General features: G+C 74.3%; 17 protein-coding genes. 7 read left to right on the top strand and 10 right to left on the bottom strand.

The features are described 5' to 3' along the window. Positions 1 to 191: 191 nt before the first annotated feature. Together HUT16_RS29930 and HUT16_RS29925 are read right to left on the bottom strand one after the other, a co-directional pair. Positions 192 to 1,373, bottom strand: coding sequence for a family 16 glycosylhydrolase (locus tag HUT16_RS29930; RefSeq protein ID WP_176191163.1), 1,182 nt, complete (start codon positions 1,371 to 1,373; stop codon positions 192 to 194). A gap of 452 nt (positions 1,374 to 1,825) precedes the next feature. Next, positions 1,826 to 2,248 (bottom strand): hypothetical protein, encoded by a 423-nt coding sequence (locus HUT16_RS29925; protein WP_176191162.1) that lies wholly within the window; start codon positions 2,246 to 2,248, stop codon positions 1,826 to 1,828. Between the two features lie 347 nt (positions 2,249 to 2,595). On the opposite strand from HUT16_RS29925, the gene HUT16_RS29920 reads away from it, so the two are divergent. Both HUT16_RS29920 and HUT16_RS29915 read left to right on the top strand, forming a co-directional pair. Continuing rightward, complete coding sequence (locus HUT16_RS29920; RefSeq protein ID WP_176191161.1) at positions 2,596 to 2,991, top strand: ribonuclease domain-containing protein; 396 nt, start codon at positions 2,596 to 2,598, stop codon at positions 2,989 to 2,991. Positions 2,992 to 3,125: 134 nt separating this feature from the next. Continuing rightward, the gene (locus HUT16_RS29915) at positions 3,126 to 3,455 is read left to right on the top strand and encodes a hypothetical protein (protein WP_176191160.1); all 330 of its coding nucleotides are present in this window, start codon (positions 3,126 to 3,128) and stop codon (positions 3,453 to 3,455) included. A gap of 128 nt (positions 3,456 to 3,583) precedes the next feature. Here HUT16_RS29915 and HUT16_RS29910 read toward each other — a convergent pair whose 3' ends face one another. The 3 genes from HUT16_RS29910 to HUT16_RS29900 all read right to left on the bottom strand — a co-directional run bounded on the left by HUT16_RS29910 (position 3,584) and on the right by HUT16_RS29900 (position 7,006). Continuing rightward, a complete protein-coding gene (locus tag HUT16_RS29910; RefSeq protein ID WP_176191159.1) occupies positions 3,584 to 4,771 on the bottom strand; it encodes an esterase family protein in 1,188 nt (395 codons plus the stop codon). Between the two features lie 380 nt (positions 4,772 to 5,151). Next, positions 5,152 to 6,015, bottom strand: coding sequence for a universal stress protein (locus tag HUT16_RS29905; RefSeq protein WP_176191158.1), 864 nt, complete (start codon positions 6,013 to 6,015; stop codon positions 5,152 to 5,154). Between the two features lie 103 nt (positions 6,016 to 6,118). Then, positions 6,119 to 7,006, bottom strand: a complete 888-nt coding sequence (locus HUT16_RS29900; protein ID WP_254898390.1) for an alpha/beta fold hydrolase — start codon at positions 7,004 to 7,006, stop codon at positions 6,119 to 6,121. 1,032 nt (positions 7,007 to 8,038) lie between these two features. Here HUT16_RS29900 and HUT16_RS29890 point away from each other — a divergent pair. From HUT16_RS29890 to HUT16_RS29880, 3 genes are all read left to right on the top strand, one after another. Beyond that, on the top strand, positions 8,039 to 8,590 hold the full coding sequence (locus HUT16_RS29890; RefSeq protein ID WP_176191156.1) for a sensor histidine kinase: 552 nt from the start codon (positions 8,039 to 8,041) through the stop codon (positions 8,588 to 8,590). Next, on the top strand, positions 8,581 to 9,267 hold the full coding sequence (locus HUT16_RS29885; protein WP_176191155.1) for a response regulator transcription factor: 687 nt from the start codon (positions 8,581 to 8,583) through the stop codon (positions 9,265 to 9,267). The genes HUT16_RS29890 and HUT16_RS29885 overlap by 10 nt, the downstream gene beginning before the upstream one ends. Positions 9,268 to 9,347: 80 nt before the next feature. Further along, positions 9,348 to 9,752 (top strand): hypothetical protein, encoded by a 405-nt coding sequence (locus tag HUT16_RS29880; protein WP_176191154.1) that lies wholly within the window; start codon positions 9,348 to 9,350, stop codon positions 9,750 to 9,752. Between the two features lie 26 nt (positions 9,753 to 9,778). On the opposite strand, the gene HUT16_RS29875 is transcribed toward HUT16_RS29880, so the two are convergent. From HUT16_RS29875 to HUT16_RS29855, 5 genes are all read right to left on the bottom strand, one after another. Further along, positions 9,779 to 11,431: a bifunctional aspartate transaminase/aspartate 4-decarboxylase gene (locus HUT16_RS29875; protein WP_176191153.1), complete on the bottom strand. Its 1,653-nt coding sequence runs from the start codon at positions 11,429 to 11,431 to the stop codon at positions 9,779 to 9,781. Between the two features lie 25 nt (positions 11,432 to 11,456). Continuing rightward, a complete protein-coding gene (aspT, locus tag HUT16_RS29870) occupies positions 11,457 to 13,154 on the bottom strand; it encodes an aspartate-alanine antiporter (protein WP_176191152.1) in 1,698 nt (565 codons plus the stop codon). A gap of 6 nt (positions 13,155 to 13,160) precedes the next feature. Further along, positions 13,161 to 14,843 carry an aspartate-alanine antiporter gene (gene aspT / locus HUT16_RS29865; RefSeq protein ID WP_176191151.1) on the bottom strand — a complete coding sequence of 561 codons (1,683 nt, stop codon included), beginning with the start codon at positions 14,841 to 14,843 and terminating at the stop codon, positions 13,161 to 13,163. 37 nt (positions 14,844 to 14,880) lie between these two features. Beyond that, complete coding sequence (locus HUT16_RS29860) at positions 14,881 to 15,027, bottom strand: hypothetical protein (protein WP_176191150.1); 147 nt, start codon at positions 15,025 to 15,027, stop codon at positions 14,881 to 14,883. A gap of 65 nt (positions 15,028 to 15,092) precedes the next feature. After that, positions 15,093 to 17,273, bottom strand: coding sequence for an MMPL family transporter (locus HUT16_RS29855; RefSeq protein ID WP_176191149.1), 2,181 nt, complete (start codon positions 17,271 to 17,273; stop codon positions 15,093 to 15,095). A gap of 198 nt (positions 17,274 to 17,471) precedes the next feature. On the opposite strand from HUT16_RS29855, the gene HUT16_RS29850 reads away from it, so the two are divergent. Next, on the top strand, positions 17,472 to 18,119 hold the full coding sequence (locus HUT16_RS29850; RefSeq protein ID WP_176191148.1) for an RNA polymerase sigma factor: 648 nt from the start codon (positions 17,472 to 17,474) through the stop codon (positions 18,117 to 18,119). After that, on the top strand, positions 18,106 to 19,047 hold the full coding sequence (locus tag HUT16_RS29845; protein WP_176191147.1) for a CU044_5270 family protein: 942 nt from the start codon (positions 18,106 to 18,108) through the stop codon (positions 19,045 to 19,047). The genes HUT16_RS29850 and HUT16_RS29845 overlap by 14 nt, the downstream gene beginning before the upstream one ends. The last annotated feature ends 10 nt before the right edge of the window (positions 19,048 to 19,057 follow it).

Below are 19,057 nucleotides of genomic sequence, written 5' to 3'. Positions count from 1 at the left end.
GGTGAGTCGGCACGCGTGACGCGCCACCGATGTCCGGTCAACGATGAGCCGTCATGCATGACGCGACATCAATGACGCAGCATCGACGATCCGACATCGATGGCGCGGTATCGATGCCGCGCCATCGATACCGTGTCACCAATGCCGTGCCACCAATGCCGCATCATCGATGCCATGTCACCAATGACTCGTCACCGATAAACGCGCAGGTAGTCCGCGCTGAACGAGACCGGCGCGCTGCCGCTCGCCGCCGGGTGGTACTGCCCGGCGCTGAGCGACAGGTTGAGGATGGGGTAGGCCGACCAGTTGGCGCCGACGCCCGTCCCGTCGGAGAACACCTTCGCGCCGTTGACGTACCAGTCGACCGAGTCCGCGCCGTAGTAGGTGCCGATGGTGACCCAGCGGTCGGGGGCGATCGCGTTGGCGTCGGTGTGGTACTTCAGGCCGGAGCGGATCCGGTTGGAGAGTTCGAGCAGATTCGGGTTGTCGGGGTGGTACTCGAAGCTGTCGATCTCGTTGTTGCCGTCCTTCCAGGTCCACAGCGCGGGCCAGGCCCCGTTGCCGGCGGGCAGCTTGACCCGGGCCTCGATGTAGTCGCCGGTGCGGACCTGGAAGGCGTCCTTGCTGTACTCGGTGGTGAGCAGGCCGGTGTCCCAGGCCTGCTTGCCGTTCTCCAGGGTGTGTGCGGAGGGAGTGGCCGTGAAGGTGGCGGCGCCGCCGGAGACGGTGACGGCGGACGGGGCCAGCCAGTCGAGCTTGTTGTCGTCGGGGTTGTGGCTGCCGTAGCGGTAGGCGCTGCTGCGGTCTCCGGTCCACTTGCTGCCCCAGGCGATCGGTCCGGAGAACTCCTCCGACCAGGTCAGCGCCTTGCCGGGGACGGGCACCGGGGCGGGGGCCGGCGTCTGGTCGGGGGCGGTGACGGCGGCGGCCGCGACGGTCAGCGTCCGCGAGGGCAGGTTGTGCCAGCCGCCCGCGGTGTCCTGCCAGAACCCGAACTGGGTGTAGGTGCCGGCGGGGAGGGTCCGGGCGCCGGTGGTGACGGTGGTCCCGCCGGGGCAGATCCGGACGTTGCTCGCGCTGCCGGGGAAGTCCAGGTTCGCCCCGGCCGCGTCGCGGACGCCGACGCCGACGGTCTTGGCCGTGAAGCAGCGGTTCGCGTGCAGGGTGAGCGAGCCGGTGCTCGCGGTGCCGGCGGTCATCCCGGTCGGGGCGAGCCGGTCCTGGACGACGCTGGTGGCGGTGCTGGTGGCGGTGCTGGTGAAGCCGGCGGCGTCGGCCGGTCCGGCGGCGAGCGGTACGCCGACCAGTGCGGCGGCACCGGCCAGGACGCCGAGCCGGGCGGGGGTGGCGAGGGCAAGGGACGTGGGTCGCATGGGGTGGAGTCCTCCGCGACGCCTGCGAGGTGAGCTGTCGGGTTCGGGCCGCCGCGTGGTCGCCGCGGACGCCCGGCCGCGCGCGTGCGCGCGGCTTCACCCCGAGCCGTGCCCCGGTCCCCACCACCGGGCAGGGGCAGTGGCCTGGCACGGCGTACTGCCGTGGGTCCCCCGCTCCCGCCCGTGGTGTGCTGTGGGAACGCCGTCGGCCGGGCAGGATTCAGCGTCCCGACAGCGGGTGCACCCGGTCCGGGCGCCCTCGCAGGCTAGGCAGATTGTCGCTTTGTCTCCAAGGCTCCCGGCCCGGCTGAGAGCACTCTCACATCACGTTCCGTCACCCCCGACCGGCCCGGCTTCCCCTTCAGGGGGCGGACCCTCCGTGTACGCCCCCGACACGGACGGGCCCGGGCCGGGACCAGGAACGGGAAAAGGAACGGGAACGGGGAGCGGAGTCAGCGGAGCACGTCGGGGAGGTCGAGCCCTTCCATCCGGTCCAGGCAGCGGGCGAGCTCGGCGGCCAGGCCGTCGGCGCTCCGGACGAAGTCCTCGGGCCCGGTGCCGAGCAGTTCCTCGACGTTCCCGTCCTCGTCCTCGACGGCGACGCCGACCACGAGGTCGGTGCCCTCGGAGCGGAAGTCGACGGACAGCGAGAGGACCACCGTGCGGCCGCCCGCCAGGCCGATCGCCTGCCCGTCCAGGTAGACGGCCTGGTCCGGGGAGTCCGAGTACTGCCAGCACGGCCCCAGGGAGTCGCGTCCGCGCCTGGCGGCGACCGGTGCGTGCTCCTCCCAGCCCCGGGCCAGCCGCTTGATCCGGAAATGCGCGTCCCGCAGGGCCGTCGCCAGTACGACGGCACCCCGTCCCGTCTCGTCCATCACGCTCCGCTCCCGGCCCGGCGCCTTCGGCCGGGCCCTCGACCGACCCGCCCGGGCCCGCACGGTCCGCCCCGCCGACCGCGCCCCTCCGGGTCGGCGCCGAACCTACCCCGCCCCACCCACACGGCTCCGGTCCGGGTGGCAGTGCCCGTTCGGCCTCGCGGGCTTCGCCCCCGGCACGGGCTTCGACCCTGGCGCGGGCTTCGATCCCGGTACGGGCTTCGGCCCCGGTGCGGGCGACTCGACCGTGACTTTGACGAGGCGGGGCGGCGGTGGGGCGGTTACCCGTTCGTGAAGTGTTCGCGTCACGGGTTCCGCCGGGGCCGACGGGGCGTCAGACTGCTGCCATGCGAATGACTCTACGCGCGTTGAAGATCCGTGCCGTCTCGGTCGCCGCCCTCGGCCTGCTGACCCTGGTCCCCGCCGCCGTGGCGACCGGCCAGGCGCAGGCCGCCGTCAGCGGGAGCGTCTGCTACTCGGCGCTGCCCAGCCAGGGGCGCGACACCATCCGTCTGATCGACGCGGGCGGGCCGTTCCCGTACTCGCAGGACGGGGTGGTGTTCCAGAACCGGGAGGGCGTCCTGCCGGCGCAGACGTCCGGCTACTACCACGAGTACACCGTGATCACCCCGGGCAGTTCGACCCGTGGGACCCGGCGGATCGTCACCGGGAAGGTCTACCACGAGGACTACTACACGGCCGACCACTACGTGACGTTCCGCAAGGTGAACTTCGGCTGTTGACCTGCACCGGTCCGCGCCCCGGCCGGGGCCCCGGTCCGATAGGTTGGGCGGGTGCGGCCGTCCGGTCGCGCCCGCCCGCCGGTCCGGTGCCGACCGGCCCGCCGATCCGACTGCCCGAAGGACCGAGGACCTCCATGAACGCCCCCCTGCCGGGCTTCGCCGGCCGCACCTACCTCTTCGAGGTCGACAACGGCGCTTCCTTCCGCAACTCCTACTCCGCGGACGGCACCCGGCTGCGCTGGGAGGGCCTCGGCGAGTCGGCCGGCCAGTACGAGGACGTCCCGCTGCACGTCGCGGCCGTCGGCCCCGGCGTCTGGTTCGTGTCCTGGACGGAGCGCAGCGGCATCACCGTCAGCCACGTGATGGACCTCAACGCCCTGACGGTGAAGGTGTTCTGGACGTGGGAGGGCGAGACCGGCCGGGTCGGCGAGCTGCACACCGGCACCCTCACCCCGGCCCCGTAGCCCGGCAGCGGGAACCGGAAACCGGAAACCGCAGCCAGGAACCAGGAACCGGAAACCGCGGCCAGGAACCGGAAACCGGGAACCGCAGCCCGGCAGCGGAAAAGCGGAGCACCCGCGACGGGCCGCGCTCAGGCCTTCAGCCGCTGCGACAGGAACTGGAACCCGGCCGGCAGCAGCTTGATCCAGGTCGTGTAGTTGTGGCCGCCCTCCGGGACGGACGCCACCGCGACGGCCATCGGCGGCTTCGCGGCGGCGGTGAACGCGTCGGCCTCGGCGCGGAAGTCGCCGTCGCCCTTCTCCGCGCCGCTGAGCATGACCCCGGTGGCGGGCATCGGCAGGTTCCGCAGCCGCCACAGCAGGTCGGCCTGGTCGCGGCGCTGCTGGCTGCCCTTGAACAGGTCGCCGGTGGTGACGTCCTCCGCGGCCTTCAGGTAGCCGGAGATGGAGACGCCGCCCGCGAACACCCCGGGGTGCCGCATGGCGAGCTTCGCGGCGCAGTACCCGCCGGTGGAGTTGCCCATCACTCCCCAGGCCCCGGGGCCGGTGGCGATCCGGTAGGCGGCGCCGATCGCGCGCGGGACGTCCTTGGCGAAGTACGTCTCGGCCTGCGCCCCGCCGGGGACGTCCTCGCACTCGGGGTCGGCGGGCATCGCCGGTGAGGGGCGCATCAGGACGATGACGGTGGGCTGCATCCGTCCGGCCCGGATCTCGTCGAGCGCGACGCCCGGGTAGTTGAAGCGGGTGATCAGCGCCTTGGCGTCGCCGGGGAAGCCGGTCATCGCGATGATCGCGGGGAACTTGCGCTGCTCGTTGCCGGGCTGGAAGTACTGCGGCGGCAGGTAGACGTACCCGTCGGTACTCAGGCCGGTGCGGGCGCCGGGGATGCGGACGGCGCGGATCTCCCCCACCCGCCCGGGGTCGCGTGGCCCGGCGGTGTTGACCGGTTCGCTGCCGGTCTCCTGGGCGGGCAGCAGCGGGAGGTTCGGCGGGTCGGGCTCGTCGCTCGGGGCGGCGGACGGGGTGGCCGCAGGGGCGGGGCCGGGGGCGGGGGCGGCGGCGGCCCGGACGGAGACCGGGGCGTCCGGTCCGGTGCCCAGCAGGTCGTTCCAACTGCTGTAGAACGAGAAGTAGTTGTTCGCCAGCAGGGCGATCACGGCGAGCAGCGCGAGCTGGCTGCCGAGCAGCGCGCCGATCCGTCCCAGCACCGCCCGCCAGTGCCGCCGGGCGAGGGCGGGCCACCACCAGACGGTGGCTCCCAGCGCCGCCACCGCGATCGCGATCGTGAACAGCAGCAGTGTCGTGCTGGTGAGCCCCATGCCCGGTGGTCCTCGTGCTCTCCGGCGCGCGGCGGCTCGCGGCGCGCCCGCGAGCCCGCGAACCGGCGGGGCGGGTTCGCGGGCGCGGCCGTGGCGAGACGTCCGACGTGTGAACGCGCGACGCACGGCGCACGGCCCGCGACGCACGGCGGGCTGTGCGCCCGCCGTCGGAGGGACGCCCGGGCCCGGGCCCGCGGTTCCACCCGCCCGCGGTTCCGCGCCCACAGCGCAGAGAACTCACGGCCCCGAGAGCCCAGGGCCCACGGAAGCCTCAGGCGTGGGTGCCGCCGTCGATCCGGATCTCGGTGCCGGTGGTGCCGGTGGTGCCGGTGGTGCCGGTGACGAACGCGCCGTCGCGGGAGGCCCGCAGCCGCCCGCCGTCACACCGGGACGACCGCCACCGGGCAGTGCGCGTGGTGCAGGGCGGCGTGCACGGGCGTCGCCAGCCGCAGGCCGAAGCGCGGCGCGGGCTCGTGCCGGGAGACCACCAGCAGGGCGGCTTCGCGCGAGGACTCGACCAGGGTCGCCGCGGTGCCGCCGGTCAGCTGGTGGCTCTCCACCTCGACGCCGGGGTAGTCCTCGCGGACCGGGTCGCAGGTGCGGCGCAGCAGTTGCTCGTGCAGCCGGGACTCCTCGCCGAGTTCGTCGACCATCGGCGCCATCCGCCCCACGTCGGCGACCACCGGCGACCAGGTGTGCACGGCCCGCACCGGCAGGCCCCGGCGGGCGGCGGTCTCGCAGCCGAACCGCAGTGCGGCGGAGTCGCGTTCGTCGTGGACGGCGACCAGCACCGGCCCGTCCGGGTGGTCGGCGCCGCGGACCACCGCGACCGGGCAGGTGGCGTGGGCGGCGACCCGCAGGCTGACCGAGCCGAGCAGCAGCGAGGCGAACCCGCCGTGGCCGCGCGTCCCGAGCACGGCGAGCGCGGCGTGCTCGGCCGCCGTCAGCACGGCCTCCCCGGCGTCGCGCGGCACCACGTCCCCGGTGATCCGCAGCCCGGGGTGGGCGGCCTCCAGGGTGGCCTGCACCGCCTCCAGCAGTTCGGCGGCCTCCCGCAGGATCAGGTCGGTGACGGTGGCGCCGGTGCGCGGCGAGAGCGTCACCGTCCCGGTGTTGACGGCGTGCACCAGGTGCAGTCCCGTCCCGCGCCACTCGGCCTCCCGGGCGGCCCACTCGGCGGCCTCCGCCGCGGGCACCGACCCGTCGATCCCCGCCACCACCCCGTTCGCTGCCCTGATCTCCATGGCGCATCTCCATGGCACACTCGGCGCACTCGGCGCACTCCGCGGACCGGGCTCACCCCGGCCCTCCCCCTCCAGCATGCGCCGCCCGCCCCCGGCCGGACAGTCAGGGCCGCCCCGGGGCCGCCCCGGCCGGATCCGCCGCCCCCGGGTACGGCGCCCGCGGCAGCGGCGCGTCCGTGAGGAAGGCCAGCACGGCGGCCCGGTACTCGCGCGGGCGGTCGACGGCGATCGCGTGGCCGGCGCCGGGGACGTACAGCAGCCGGGCGTCCGGCAGGGTGTCGCGGTACTCGCGGGTGACCTCCCAGTGCTTGTAGTCGCACTCGCCGCGCAGCACCAGCGCCGGGACGCGCACGGTGCGCAGCACCGGCCGGGGGTCGGGGCGGCGGCGCAGGTCGGCGGTGATCAGCTGGTTCGCGTAGTAGCCGGGGGTCTTGAGGGGCAGGGCGCCGGAGCCCGCGCCGGGGGTGCAGGTGGCGGCGGTGCCGGAGGCGGTGAGCAACTGCCGGAAGAGCGCGTCGGCTTCGGCGTCGGGGAGCAGTGCGCGGGCCTGGGCGGGGTCGAGGGCGTCGAGCAGCGACCAGAGGACGGCGCGGGGGGTGGTGCCGATCTCCGCGACCGCGCGGCGCTGTTCGCCGGTGAGGCGGTCCCAGAGCTGTCCGGCCTGCTCGTCGGTGTACTCGGGGGCCCAGAGCGCGCCGGGCGAGGTGAAGACCACCTTGGCGACGTGCTCGGGGTGGGCGGCGAGGTACTCGGCGGCGAGGGTGGCGCCCCAGGAGGCGCCGATCAGGACGATCCGTTCGGCGCCGATCCGCTGCCGGACCGCCTCCAGGTCGTCGACCTGCCGCTGCACGGTGTAGCCGTCCAGGCCGGCCGGACGCGGGGAGTCGCCGGAGCCCAACTGGTCGTACTCGTGGACGGGGTAGCCGGCGGCGGCGAGTGCCGCGTCGAGCCCGTCCTCGGCTTCGCCGGGGGTGCCGGGGCCGCCGTGCAGCCGGACGACGGGTGTGTCCCGGGCTGGGCCGCGCGCGGGGGTGAATCGGTGGGCGAGGCGGGAGCCGGTGGGCAGGTCCCAGTACGCGGCGGCCGTCCCGGGCCGGGCCCGCTCGCCGGGCGGCAGGACGGCCGCGCCGAGCCCGGCGGCCAGCAGCGCACAGCACGGCCGGGGTCCACCCGGGCCGGCCGCCGAGCCGGGCCGCGCCCCGCAGCGGCAGCCCGCCGCCGACGGCGAGGCCCAGCAGCGCCCCGCCGAGCATCACCCACGGCACGGGCGCGAGCGCCCCGGCCGCCACCAGGCCGGCTCCGGCCCCGACCGTCCCGCCGATCAGTCCGACCGGCACCAACCCCACCGCCAGCAGTGTCTTCTTCATGCCGTCACGGTGGCCCGCCGCACCCCCGCCGGTCGTCCCTCCGCCCGGTCGTCCCGCTCCTCCTGGAAGGGGACCGGGTGTCGACTCCCGGGCTGACGCGGCGTCGTGGCGCCGCGCCCTAGCGTGGGCGGGGTGAGCCGGTGGCGGGCGGACGGGCGGGTGGCGCGGGGCTGGTGGGTCGCGCTGGACGGGGTGGTGGCGTGGGCGTCGGCCGGGATCGCGGTGGGCGGTTCGGGCTACACGGCCTCGCTGCTGGCGGGTTCGGCGGTGTCGCGGGCGGCGGTGGCGGTGTGGTTCGGGGCGCTGCTGCTGCGGCGGCCGGTGCCGGTGGCGGCGCTGTGGGCGGGCGCCGGGGCGACGGTGGCGGTGGTGGCGGCGGGCGATCCGGTGACGAACCTGTCGCTGGCCTCGGCGCTGCCGCTGGCGGTGCTGTTCCGCACCCGGCCACCGGCCGCCGCCGCCGCGCTGGCCGCGCCGCCCGTGCTCGCCGTCCTGCTCTGCCTCTCCGGCCGCCCCGGCCTCCTGCCCGCGTGCGTACTGCACGCCGCGGCGGCGGTGGGCGGGCGGCGCGGCGGCGCGANCGGGCCCGCCGGGTGGCGGCCGAGGAGCGGGCCCGGCGGCTGCTGGAGGAGGAACGGGCGAGGATGGCAAGGGAGTTGCACGATGCGGTGGGGCACGCGGTGACGGTGATGGTGACCCATGCGGGCGCGGCGCGGCTGGGCGCGGCCGACGGGCCGCCGCAGCTGCGCGAGACGCTGGAGCGGATCGAACGGGTGGGCCGCGGCGCGATGGGCGACCTGGACCGGGTGCTGGGCCTGCTGGAGCCGCTCCCGCCGCTGGGCCCGGCCCTGCGGGCGCTGCTCGCCGACCTTCCGCCGCACCTCGCCGTCACCCTCGAACTCCCTTGCCCGGCCGTGGATCTGACCGATCCGTACACCGAGGTGCTGCACCGCGCGGTCCGGGAGGCGCTGACCAACACCCTGAAGCACTCGACGGCCACCGCCGCCGCCGTCCGGCTCCGCCGCACCCGGCGCGCCCTGTGCCTGACCGTCACCGACAACGGCCGTCCGCTGCCCGCCGGTCCGCCGTCCTCCGGCCGTCGCGGGCTGGCCGCGGCGCACCACCGGGCGGCCGCGCTGGGCGGCACCCTGACCGCCGGGCCGGGGCCGGCGGGCTGGCGGGTGGAGGTCGAACTCCCGTGGCCGTGACGGTGCTCCTCGCGGACGACGAGGACCTGATGCGGGCCGGTCTGCGGATGCTGCTGGGCACCCGGGCGGACCTGCGGGTGGTCGGCGAGGCCGCCGACGGCGCGCAGGCGGTGCGCCTGGCCGTGGAGTCGAGGCCGGACGTGGTCCTGATGGACGTCCGGATGCCGGTCCTGGACGGGGTCGCCGCCACCGCCGAGCTGTCCGCCCGCTGCCCGCAGTCGCGCGTCCTGGTGCTCACCACCTTCGAGTCGGACGCGTACGTCTTCGCGGCGGTCCGCGCGGGCGCGGCGGGGTTCCTGCTGAAGCGGACCCCGCCCGAGCAACTCCTGCACGGCATCCGCACGGTGGCGTCCGGCGAGGCGCTGCTCTCGCCCTCGGTGACCCGCCGTCTGCTCGCCGAGTTCGCCCGCTCCGCGCCGCCGCCCGCCGCCCCGGCCGCCCGGGCCGCGCTGCGCCGCTTGACCCCGCGCGAGCACCAGGTCCTCCAACTGCTGGGCCGGGGGCGCTCGAACCGGGAGATCGCCGCCGCCCTGCACCTGGGCGAGGCCACCGTGAAGACCCATGTCCGGCGGGTGCTCGACAAGTTGGGCGTCCGTGACCGCATCCACGCGGTGGTCTTCGCCTTCGACCACGGCGTGGTCCGCCCCGGCCCGCACCCCGGCGCCGGAGGGGAGTAGCGTGCCGGGTACGGCGCCGGGAACGACCGGTGGTGCGGGGGCCGCCCCGCGCCCGCCCGGTGCCCGACCGGAGGTCCGCCATGAGCACGGTGTCCGTCCGCCGGGGGGCCGCGCGCCCGGCCGCGGCGAGGGCGGAGGGCGGCGGACGCTGGTACGCCCGGCTGGCGGCCCGCTACCTGCTGGCCGTCGCGCTGTTCTCCCTCGCCCTCGCGGCCCTGGTCACCGCCCTGGGGCCGCACGCCCCGGCCGACGCGCTCCGGCGCTGCCTCGCGGTCCCCGCCTTCTGCTCGGTCTTCCTGCTCTTCCTGCTCCCGGCCGTCCCGCTGCGCTTCTCCTCCCACCTGGCCCGCTGGGTGGGCGTCGCCCTGGTGCTGCCGCTCCTCCCCCTGCTGCTGCTCTTCGGCCCCTTCCCGCTGCCGCTGGTGGCCCTCCACCTCGCCTTCGCCCGCTGGTTCGTGCCCCGCCCGGTCTTCCGCGTGCGCTGACCGGGCGGGGCGGGGCCGCCGGGGTGTCAGCTGCCCCCGGCGGCCTGCCACTCGGCGCGGTAGTCGTCGAAGATGGCCTTCAGGTGGTGGCCGATCTTGAGGTAGTCGAGGTCGTCGAGGTTGGCGAGGGAGACCCGGACCGACCACTCGGGGCCGTCGAAGCCGCCGCCGTTGAGGAGGACAACGCCGGTCTGCTCGGCGAGCCGGAAGAGCGGTTCGGTGGGTTCGTAGTTCTGCTGCAGGAAGGCGGCGAAGTCGGGGCCGGAGGTGCGTTCGGCTTCGGCGAGCAGGTCGAGTTCGATGTAGTAGCCGGCCCGCTGCGGGTCCTCGGAGATCTTCATGCCGGAGCCTTCGAGCAGCAGGTCGAGGCGCTGCTTGACGATGGACTGCACCTTGGCCTTGTACGCCTTGCCCTCGGGGAGCATCGCGAAGAGCGAGAACAGGGTGAGCTGGGCCTGCTGCGGGAGGGAGAGCCCGGCGGTGTGGTTGAGGGCGACCTGCCGGGAGTCGGCGACCAGCCGGTCGATGAAGCGGATGCTCGCCGGGTCGAGGCTGAGGCTGCCGTAGCGCTTGGCGAGCCGGTCCTTGTCGGCCGGCGGGAGGGCGGCGATGGCGTCGTCGATGACGTTGTCGCGCTGGAGGCCGATGACGCCGAGGCGGTGGCCGGTGCAGCCGTAGTGCTTGGAGTAGGAGTAGACGAGCAGGGTGTTGCGGGGCAGGTCGGCGGCGATGCTGCGGAAGTGGTTGACGAAGGTGCCGTAGACGTCGTCGGTGACGATGATCAGGCCCGGGTTGTCGGTGGCGACGATGGACTTGATCTGGTCGGTGACCCGCTGGGAGAGCGCGAGGGAGGGCGGGTTGCTGGGGTTGACCAGGCAGACCAGCTTGACGGCGGGGTCGGCGAGCTTGGCGACCTCCTCGGTGGGGTAGCGCCATTCGCGCACGCCGGCCTCGGCGAAGGAGGAGGCCTCGACCCGGACGACGTCGAACTCGTAGGTGTCGAGTTCGGGGATCTCGATGTAGGGGGTGAAGACCGGCACCATCAGGGCGATCCGGTCGCCCTTGTGCAGGATGCCGTTCTTCATCAGGGAGTCGAAGATGTAGCACATGGCGGCGGTGCCGCCCTCGGTGGCGAACAGGTCGAGGGCGCCCTCGGGGGGCCGGCGGTCCATCAGTTCGTCGTGCAGGTAGCCGGTGACGATCTGTTCGGCGCAGGTCAGCATCCGGTCGGGGACGGGGTAGTTGTCGCCGATCGCGGCGTCGGCGAGCTCGTGCAGGAAGGCGTCGCGGTCGAGGTCGAAGCGGTCGACGGCGAGGCCGGCGCAGGCGGTGAGCAGTTCGATGCCGGGCAGTTCGGGGTGGGAGCGGGCGAAGTGGTCGAAGCGGGCGGCGATGCCGTTCTGCTCGGGCATGCCGCCGAGGTTGTCGGCGGTCCAGACCCGGCGGGACTCGCTGAGCGCGAAGTGGCCGAGGGCGAGCATGGCCTCGCGCGGGCCGGTGCAGACCCAGTTGGGGTTGCCGCGGCCGGCGTTGAGCATGTTGGCGGTGGACTTCTCCTTCTGCCCGGGCTGGTCGGCCTGGTAGTGCTCGGCGAGTTCGATGAACTTGCCCTTGAGTTCGAACGGGCTGAGCTGGGAGAGCCGGTGGATCTCCTCACGGCTGATCGAAGGCTTGCTCATGGGTGCGGGTCCTTCCGGGGGGCGGCTAGCCGAGCAGGGCGACGATGACGGCGCCCCAGATGGTCAGCAGGACGTTGCCTGCGGCGTACGGGATGGTGTAGCCGAGGGTGGGGATCTGGCTGCGGGAGGCTTCGTTGATGGCGCCGATCGCGGCGGTGGTGGTCTGGGCCCCGGCGACCACGCCCATCAGGATCGGCGGGCGCATCTTGAACACGAAGTGGCCGACCAGCAGGCCGACCACGAGCGGGGCGACGGTGGCGACGGCGCCCCACAGCAGCAGGCCCCAACCGGCTTGGGAGAGGCCGCTGGTGAAGCTCGGCCCGGCGTTGATGCCGACGATGGCGACGAACGCGCACAGGCCGAGGGTGTCCATGAACCACTGGGCGCCGGGCGGCACGTTGCCGTAGGTGGGGTACTTGCCGCGGATCCAGCCGAAGACCAGGCCCATGATCAGCGCGCCGCCGGAGGTGGAGAGGCTGATCGGCACGCCGCCGAGGGTGAGCGCGGGGATGCCGATGCAACCGCCGAGGAAGATGCCCAGGCCCACCCAGGTCATGTCGGTGGCGAAGCTGGTCGGCACCGGCTTGCCGATCGCCTTGCCGGCCGGTGCGACCAGCCGCTGCGGGCCGGAGAGCAGCAGGGTGTCGCCGCGTTCGACCTGGGTGGTGAGCAGGTAGGGGAACTCGGCGCCGGAGCGGTAGACCTTGTCGATGAACACCCCGACCATGAACGGCTCGCGCCGCAGCTCGGCGATGGTCTTGCCGAGCTGGGCCTTCTCGGAGGCGACGACGTGCAGGTGCTCGGTCTGGTAGCCGAGCAGTTCGATGTCGTCGCTCTCCGGGCCGATGGCGCTGACCGGGTCGAGTTCGACCAGGTCGTGGCGGAGCGCGCTGACGGCGAGCACGTCGCCGCGTTCGATGACGGTCTGCTGGTCGTGGTCGAGGATCCTGCCGTCGCGGCGGACCCGGGTGAGGTAGATCCGGCGCCCGGCGGCCTGCTGGCGCTGCTCGAACTGCTCGATGGTGGAGCCGATCGGGCCGTTGACGGCGGTGTAGGCGCGCAGCACGACCTCGTAGTAGCCCTCGGCGAGGTCGGGGTCGTCGGCGGGGGCGTCGAGTTCGGCGGCCAGTTCGCGGGAGTCGGCGGCGAGGTCGCTGCGCAGGAGGCGGGGGGCGATGTTGGCCAGCAGGATCGCGCACAGGATGGTGCCGAGCGGGTAGGTGACGGCGTACCCGATCGGGACGAGGTTCTGCTGGGCGGTGACCTGGTCGGCGCTGAGGCCGGGCAGGCCGGCGATGGCGTCCTGGGCGACGCCGATGACGGCGGACTGGGTGAGCGCGCCGCCGAGCAGTCCGGCGCCCAGCCCCGGCCCGTAGCCGAGCATCTTCGCGAAGCCCCAGCAGATCGCCAGGCCGCTGAGGCAGACCGCGAGGGTGACCGCGACCTGCGGCAGGCCGTCCTTCTTGAGGCCGCGGAAGAACTGCGGGCCGACCTTATAGCCGAGGGCGAACAGGAACATGATGAAGAACACCGACTTGACGGTGCCGTTGATCTCGACGTCGGTGAGCCAGCCGGTGAACAGCCCGGCGATCAGGCAGCCGGTGACGGCGCCCAGGCCGATGGCCTTCCAGTGCAGGCGGCCGACGAGGAAGCCGATCGCGATGGTCAGGAAGATCAGCAGTTCGGGGTAGGGCTTGAAGACGTGGTCGGTGATCCAGTCCATCGGCCCTCAGCCTCCGTTCAGTCCGACCAGGCCGACCAGCAGCGGCCCGGTCAGCGGGAGCAGGAAGTTGGAGATGGTGTAGGTGATCGTGTAGCCGAGCATCGGGACGCTGCTCTGGGCGACGTTGCCGACGGCGGTGATCGCGGGGGTGGAGCACTGCTGTCCGGCGATCGCGCCGACCAGGATCGGCGGTTCGATCTTGAGGAAGCGGCGTCCGATGAACAGCCCGAGGAAGGCCGGGATGACGACCATCAGGATGCCGGAGACCGGGAGCAGCACGGGGTACTGCTTGAGCAGCGGTCCGGCGTCGGGGCCGGCCGCCATGCCGGTGACGGCGATGAACATGGCCAGGCCGAGGTCCTTCATGGTCTGCGCGGCGACCGGCGGGTAGGCGCCGAAGGTGGGGCGCAGCGAGCGGAACCAGCCGAAGACCAGGCCGGCGATCAGGCAGCCGCCGCCGGTGCCGAGGGTCAGGTTGATCTCGCCGAAGTGGACGTTGACCTTGCCGAGCAGGACGCCGAGGCAGATGCCGAGCGAGATGTAGATGTAGTCGACGGTGTCCGAGCGGACGGTGGCGCCGACCTTGGCGGCGAACCGCTCGACCCGGGAGCGGGCGCCGACCACGGTGAGGGTGTCGCCGCGGTGCACCTCGGTCTCGCCGACGGCGGGCAGGTGGTGGTCGACGCGCTGGATGTCGGTGAGGAACACGCCGCCGGTGGCCTCGTGGTCCTCGTCGCGGATGGCGTTGAGGGTGTGTCCGGCGACGGCCTTGTTGGTGACCACGATCTCGCGGACCGCCATCGGGCTGTCCAGGCCGGGGACGCCGCTGGTCTCGGGGCCGAGTTCGTGTCCGGCGTCCAGCACGGCGGCGCGCCGGCCGACCACCAGCACCTGGTCGCCGCGGCGCAGCACCGGGTCGTCGTCGACGCCGATCTTCTTGCCGCCGCGGCTGAGCGCCTCGACGGTGACGAGCTGGCCGGAGCGCTCCTGGATCTGGCTGACCCGGGTGCCCTCGCCCTGCGAGACCAGGTAGGTGCGGCCGACCAGGGCGGGCAGCGAGGGGGCTTCGCCGGGCTCCAGTTCGCCGCCCTCGCCGCGCATCTTCTCCCAGACCTTGCGGGAGGCGTCGGCCAGGTTGATCCGCATCAGCATCGGGAACAGCTGGCTGGTCAGCAGGACGATGCTGATCAGGCCGAACAGGTAGCAGACCGAGTAGGCGGTGGCGACGTGCGCCTGCAGCTGGGTGGTCTGGTCGGCGGTGATGCCGGGGAGTTTGGCGATCGCGTCCTGCGCGGTGCCGACGGCGGCGGACTCGGTGGCGGCGCCGGCCAGGATGCCCGCGGCGGTGCCGACGTCCAGGTCGAAGGCCTTGGCGATGCCGAGCGCCATCAGGACGACGACGACCGCCTCCATGACGGAGAGCACGCCGAAGCGCAGGCCCTTGGCGTTCATGTTGGCGAAGAACTGCGGGCCCGCGATGTAGCCGAGCGAGAAGATGAACAGGGCGAACGCCACGTTCTTGACGTCCGCGTTCACCGAGACGTGCTGGGCGCCGACCAGCATCGACACGATCAGGACGCCGCAGATGCCGCCCAGTTGGATCGGTCCGACGCGTAGTTTTCCGACCAGGTAGCCCAGGCCCAGGCAGAAGAAGAGGGCGAGAACGGCGTTCTCACGCAGGAGGCTCATGAGCGTATTAGAGCCGAATTATTGACGTATGTCCGATTTAACACGCCGTCATGATCATCATCTCCCCCCCGAGGCGCTCCCGCACCACCTCCAGCAGCACCTCCGCGTGGCTGCGCTCCGGCTCCTTCACCGCCGTCAGCAGCACCAGCTCCCCGCCCCCGGCCGACTCGCACAGCCGCTCCACCCGTGCGCCCCCGGGCCCCACCGTAAGCACGGCGGGGCCCGGGGGGCGGGAACGGCGCGGGCGGGTCAGACGGTGACCGGCTGCTCGGCGGGGGCCGGGGCGGCGGGGGCGGCGCCGTGCTCGATCCGCAGCTGCGGCAGCAGGCGGTCCAGCCAGCCGGGCAGCCACCAGTTGTGCCGGCCGAGCAGGGTCATGGTGGCGGGCACCAGGACCATCCGGACCACGGTGGCGTCGACCAGGACGGCCACCGCCATGCCGACGCCGATCATCTTGACCGTGATGTCGGGGTCGATCGCGAAGCCGGTGAACACCGCCACCATGATCGCCGCGGCGCTGCTGATCACCCGGCCGGTGGAGGACAGTCCGCGCACCACGCTGCCGCGCGGGTCGCCGGTGGCCAGCCAGTCCTCGCGGACCCGGGAGAGCAGGAACACCTCGTAGTCCATCGACAGGCCGAACAGGATGGTGAACATCAGGATCGGCACCCAGCTGGAGACCGGCACCGCGTGCGGCAGGCCGAGCAGCTCGGCGCCCGCGTCGTGCTGGAAGACCGCCGTCATCACCCCGTACGCGGCCGCCACCGACAGCAGGTTCATCGCGGCGGCCTTGACCGCGATCACCGGCGCCCGGAACAGCACGGTCAGCAGGATCAGCGAGAGCACCACCACGAACGGGACGACCACCCACAGCCGCTCCGAGAGCCGGTCGGAGATGTCGGAGAAGGCCGCGACCTGGCCGGTGACCTGCACCCCGGCCGGGAGTTCGCCGCCGCGCAGCCGCTCCAGCAGCTTCACGGTGGCCTCGTCCTGCGGGCCGGTGGTGGGCTGGAGGCTGATCACCGCGGCGTCGCCCGCCGCGTTGACCAGGGCCGGCTGCACCGCGGCGACCCCCGGGTCCTGCGTCAGTTTCCGCTCCAGCGGCGGGAGTTCGGACGCCGGCAGTCGGTCCAGGTCGACCGCCAGCAGCAGCGGCCCGTTCGCGCCCGGGCCGTACGCCGCGGCGACCAGGTCGTACGCCTTGCGGGTGGTGTTGCCGGTGGCCTGGCTGCCGGCGTCCTGCGGCCAGGTCCGCATGCCGAGCATCGGGGCGGCCAGGGCGAGCAGCACGGCCAGCGAGAGCACCGCGGCGGTGACCGGGCGGCGGCCGATCAGCCGGGCCCAGCGCTCGGTGCGGGTCGGGGCGGGCGCCTTCCCGGTGGGCGCGGCGGCGGCAGTGGCGGTGGTGTTGGTGGCGGCGGCGGTGGCGGCGGCCCGGCGTTCGGCGCGGCGCAGCAGGCGCGGGCCGGAGAGCGCGGCCAGCGCGGGCACCAGCGTCAGGGCGGCCAGCATCACGGCGCCGACGGTGGCGAAGGTCGCGTAGCCGAACGAGGCGTAGGTGGACAGGCCCGCCAGCTTGAGGCCGAACAGCGAGACCAGCACCGTCGCACCCGCGACCACCACCGAGGAGCCCGCGGTGGCGTTCGACTCGACGGCCGCGGCCCGGGCGTCCAGGCCCCGGCGCAGCCCCTCCACGTGCCGGGAGACCAGCAGCAGCGCGTAGTCGATGCCGACGCCGAGGCCGACCATGGACGCCACGGTGGGCGCGATGTCGCTGATGTCGATCACGGCCGACAGCAGGGTGATCAGCCCGGTGCCGGCGCCGAGCCCGGCCAGCGCGACCAGCAGCGGCAGGCCCGCGGCGACGATCGAGCCGAGCGCGACCACCAGGATCACCAGCGCGGCGCCCATGCCGATCGCCTCGGCCATCCCGTTCGGGGCGCTGAAGTTCTCCGGCAGCTCGCCGCCGAACTCGACCTGGTACCCGGCGTCGGTGGTGGCCCGGGCGGCGGCGCGCAGCGCGTCCAGCCCCTCGGCGTCCTTGAACGCGGTGACCTTGACGTCGTAACCGACCGTCAGCAGCGCGGTGTCACCGGCCTTGGACGGTATCGGCTCGCTCACCGACAGCGCGTGCGGCACCTTCGCCAGGCTCCCGCGCAGCGCGGCCAGCGCGTCGGCGGGCAGCGCCCGGCCGCCGCGGTCGTGGACGACCACCCGGGCGCTGGTGCCGGAGGTCTCGGGGAAGCGTGCGTTGAGCAGGTCCATGCCCGCGGTGGACGGGGTGCCGGGAATCCGGTGGTTTTCGCGCGGCTCGCCGCCGAACACCTGCGCCAGGCCGAAGATCGCGCCGATCAGCAGCACCCAGGCCGCGACGGTGCGCCAGGGCCGGGCCGCCGCGGCCCCGCCGAGGCGGCCGAGGAGTGTGGACATTGCAGAAGCCTTCCGTGCAGTGGTCGATTCGAGGTCGGACCCCAGTGTGGGAGGCCGCTCTTGGAGCCCACTTGGCGGCCGTTCCAAGCCCCGGCGGGGCGGCGGGGCCGGTCCTGGAACCGGTTCGCTCCGGGCGGGCGGTAAGAATCCCGGGGGTGCCGGACAAGGACGGGGTGGGAACGACGAGAGGGGGGCACGGTGGGTGCGGCTGAGGAGTTCAGCGCGCTGTACCGGGAGCACCACGGCGCGGTGCTGCGCTACTTGCACCGCCGGGTCGGCGCGGACAGCGCGGGCGACCTGGCGGCCGAGGTGTTCACGGTGGTGTGGCGGCGCTGGACGGAGGTGCCCGGCGAGGCGCTGCCCTGGTTGTACGGGGTGGCGCGCAACGTGGTGGCCAACCACGTGCGGGGGCGGGAGCGGGCCGGGCGGCTGGCCGCCGGGCTGGCGGCGGACGCGGCACGCCCAGGCCGGGACGTCGCGGAGCAGGTCGCGGCCCGCGACGGCGTGCACGCCGCGTGGGCGCGGCTGGCGGAGCGGGACCGCGAGGTGCTGGCGCTGGTCGGCTGGGAGGGCCTGGACGCCCGGCGGGCCGCCCGGGCGCTCGGCTGCAGCCCGGCGGCGTTCTCGGTGCGGCTGTACCGGGCCCGGCGGCGGCTGCGGGCCGTGCTGGACGAACAGGCGGCGACGGCGGACTCGACGGGGGCGGCCCCGACGGCAGTTGCCCCGACGGCGGTGGAGTCGGCTGCGGTGGACTCGACGGCAGTGGGGTCGGCTGCGGTGCAATCGGCTTCGGTGGATTCGACGACGGTGACGGGCATCCTGGAGGTGGGCCGTGCGCGCGGCTGACGGAGTGAAGGACCTGATGGCGGCGGCGGACCCGGCGGCGGGCGTCACCGGCGACCCCGACCGGTGGCGGGCCGACCTGGAGCGCATCCTGGCCGGGCCCGGGCCGGGCCCCCGCCGGCCCCGGCGAGGGCGCGCCCCGCGCCTGTGGGTGCCGCTCGGGGCCGTCGCGGCGGCCTGCGCGGCGGCGCTGGCCCTCACCCTGCTGCCCTCCGGCGGCGGGCACGCCTACGCGGCGACTCCCCCGCCGCTCGACTACCGGCCCCCGGCCACGGCCGTCCCCGCCGCGCAGGAACTGGCGGAGATCGCCCGGCGCACCGCGGCCCGGTCCGAACCGGACGGCGGCCCGGACTCCGTCCTGGAGTGGCGGGACTGGAACCTGTCCACCCGGGTCGACGGGAACACCGTCACCTCGCGGGTGCTGACCGAGCAGCACCGGGCCCTGCTGCACCCGGACGGCACCGGCACCCAGAGCAGCCGGTTCGACGGGCGGCCGGAGCGCACCGAGCCGTACGCGGCCGGCCTGTACCGGCAGCCCGTCCCCGCCGACCCGGACGCGCTGCGCGCGCTGCTCCGGGCGTCCACCCCCGCCGTCGACACCCCCTCCGGCCTGGCGCAGGCCCTGCGCGGGCTGCTGCGCACCCAGGTGCTGGACCCGGGGCAGCGGGCCGCCGTGCTCCGGCTGGTCGCCGCGCTGCCCGGCCTGTCCTACGACGGCTCGGTCACCGACCGGGCGGGGCGGCCGGGCGAGGCGTTCTCCGCCGAGTCGGACGGCAGCGGCCTGCCCACCCGGTACACCTTCGTGGTGGACCCGGACAGCGGGCGGATCCTCGGGGACGAGGCGACCCTCACCACCCGGGCGGGGGCGCTCAACGTGCCGGTGCCGTCGGTGATCTCCTACACCGCCTACCTGTCCGCGCGGCGGCAGTAGGCGGCCGGGC

Source organism: Kitasatospora sp. NA04385 (assembly GCF_013364235.1).
In the GTDB taxonomy this organism is placed as follows: domain Bacteria; phylum Actinomycetota; class Actinomycetes; order Streptomycetales; family Streptomycetaceae; genus Kitasatospora.
This window is presented reverse-complemented; position numbering and strand designations above follow the sequence as displayed.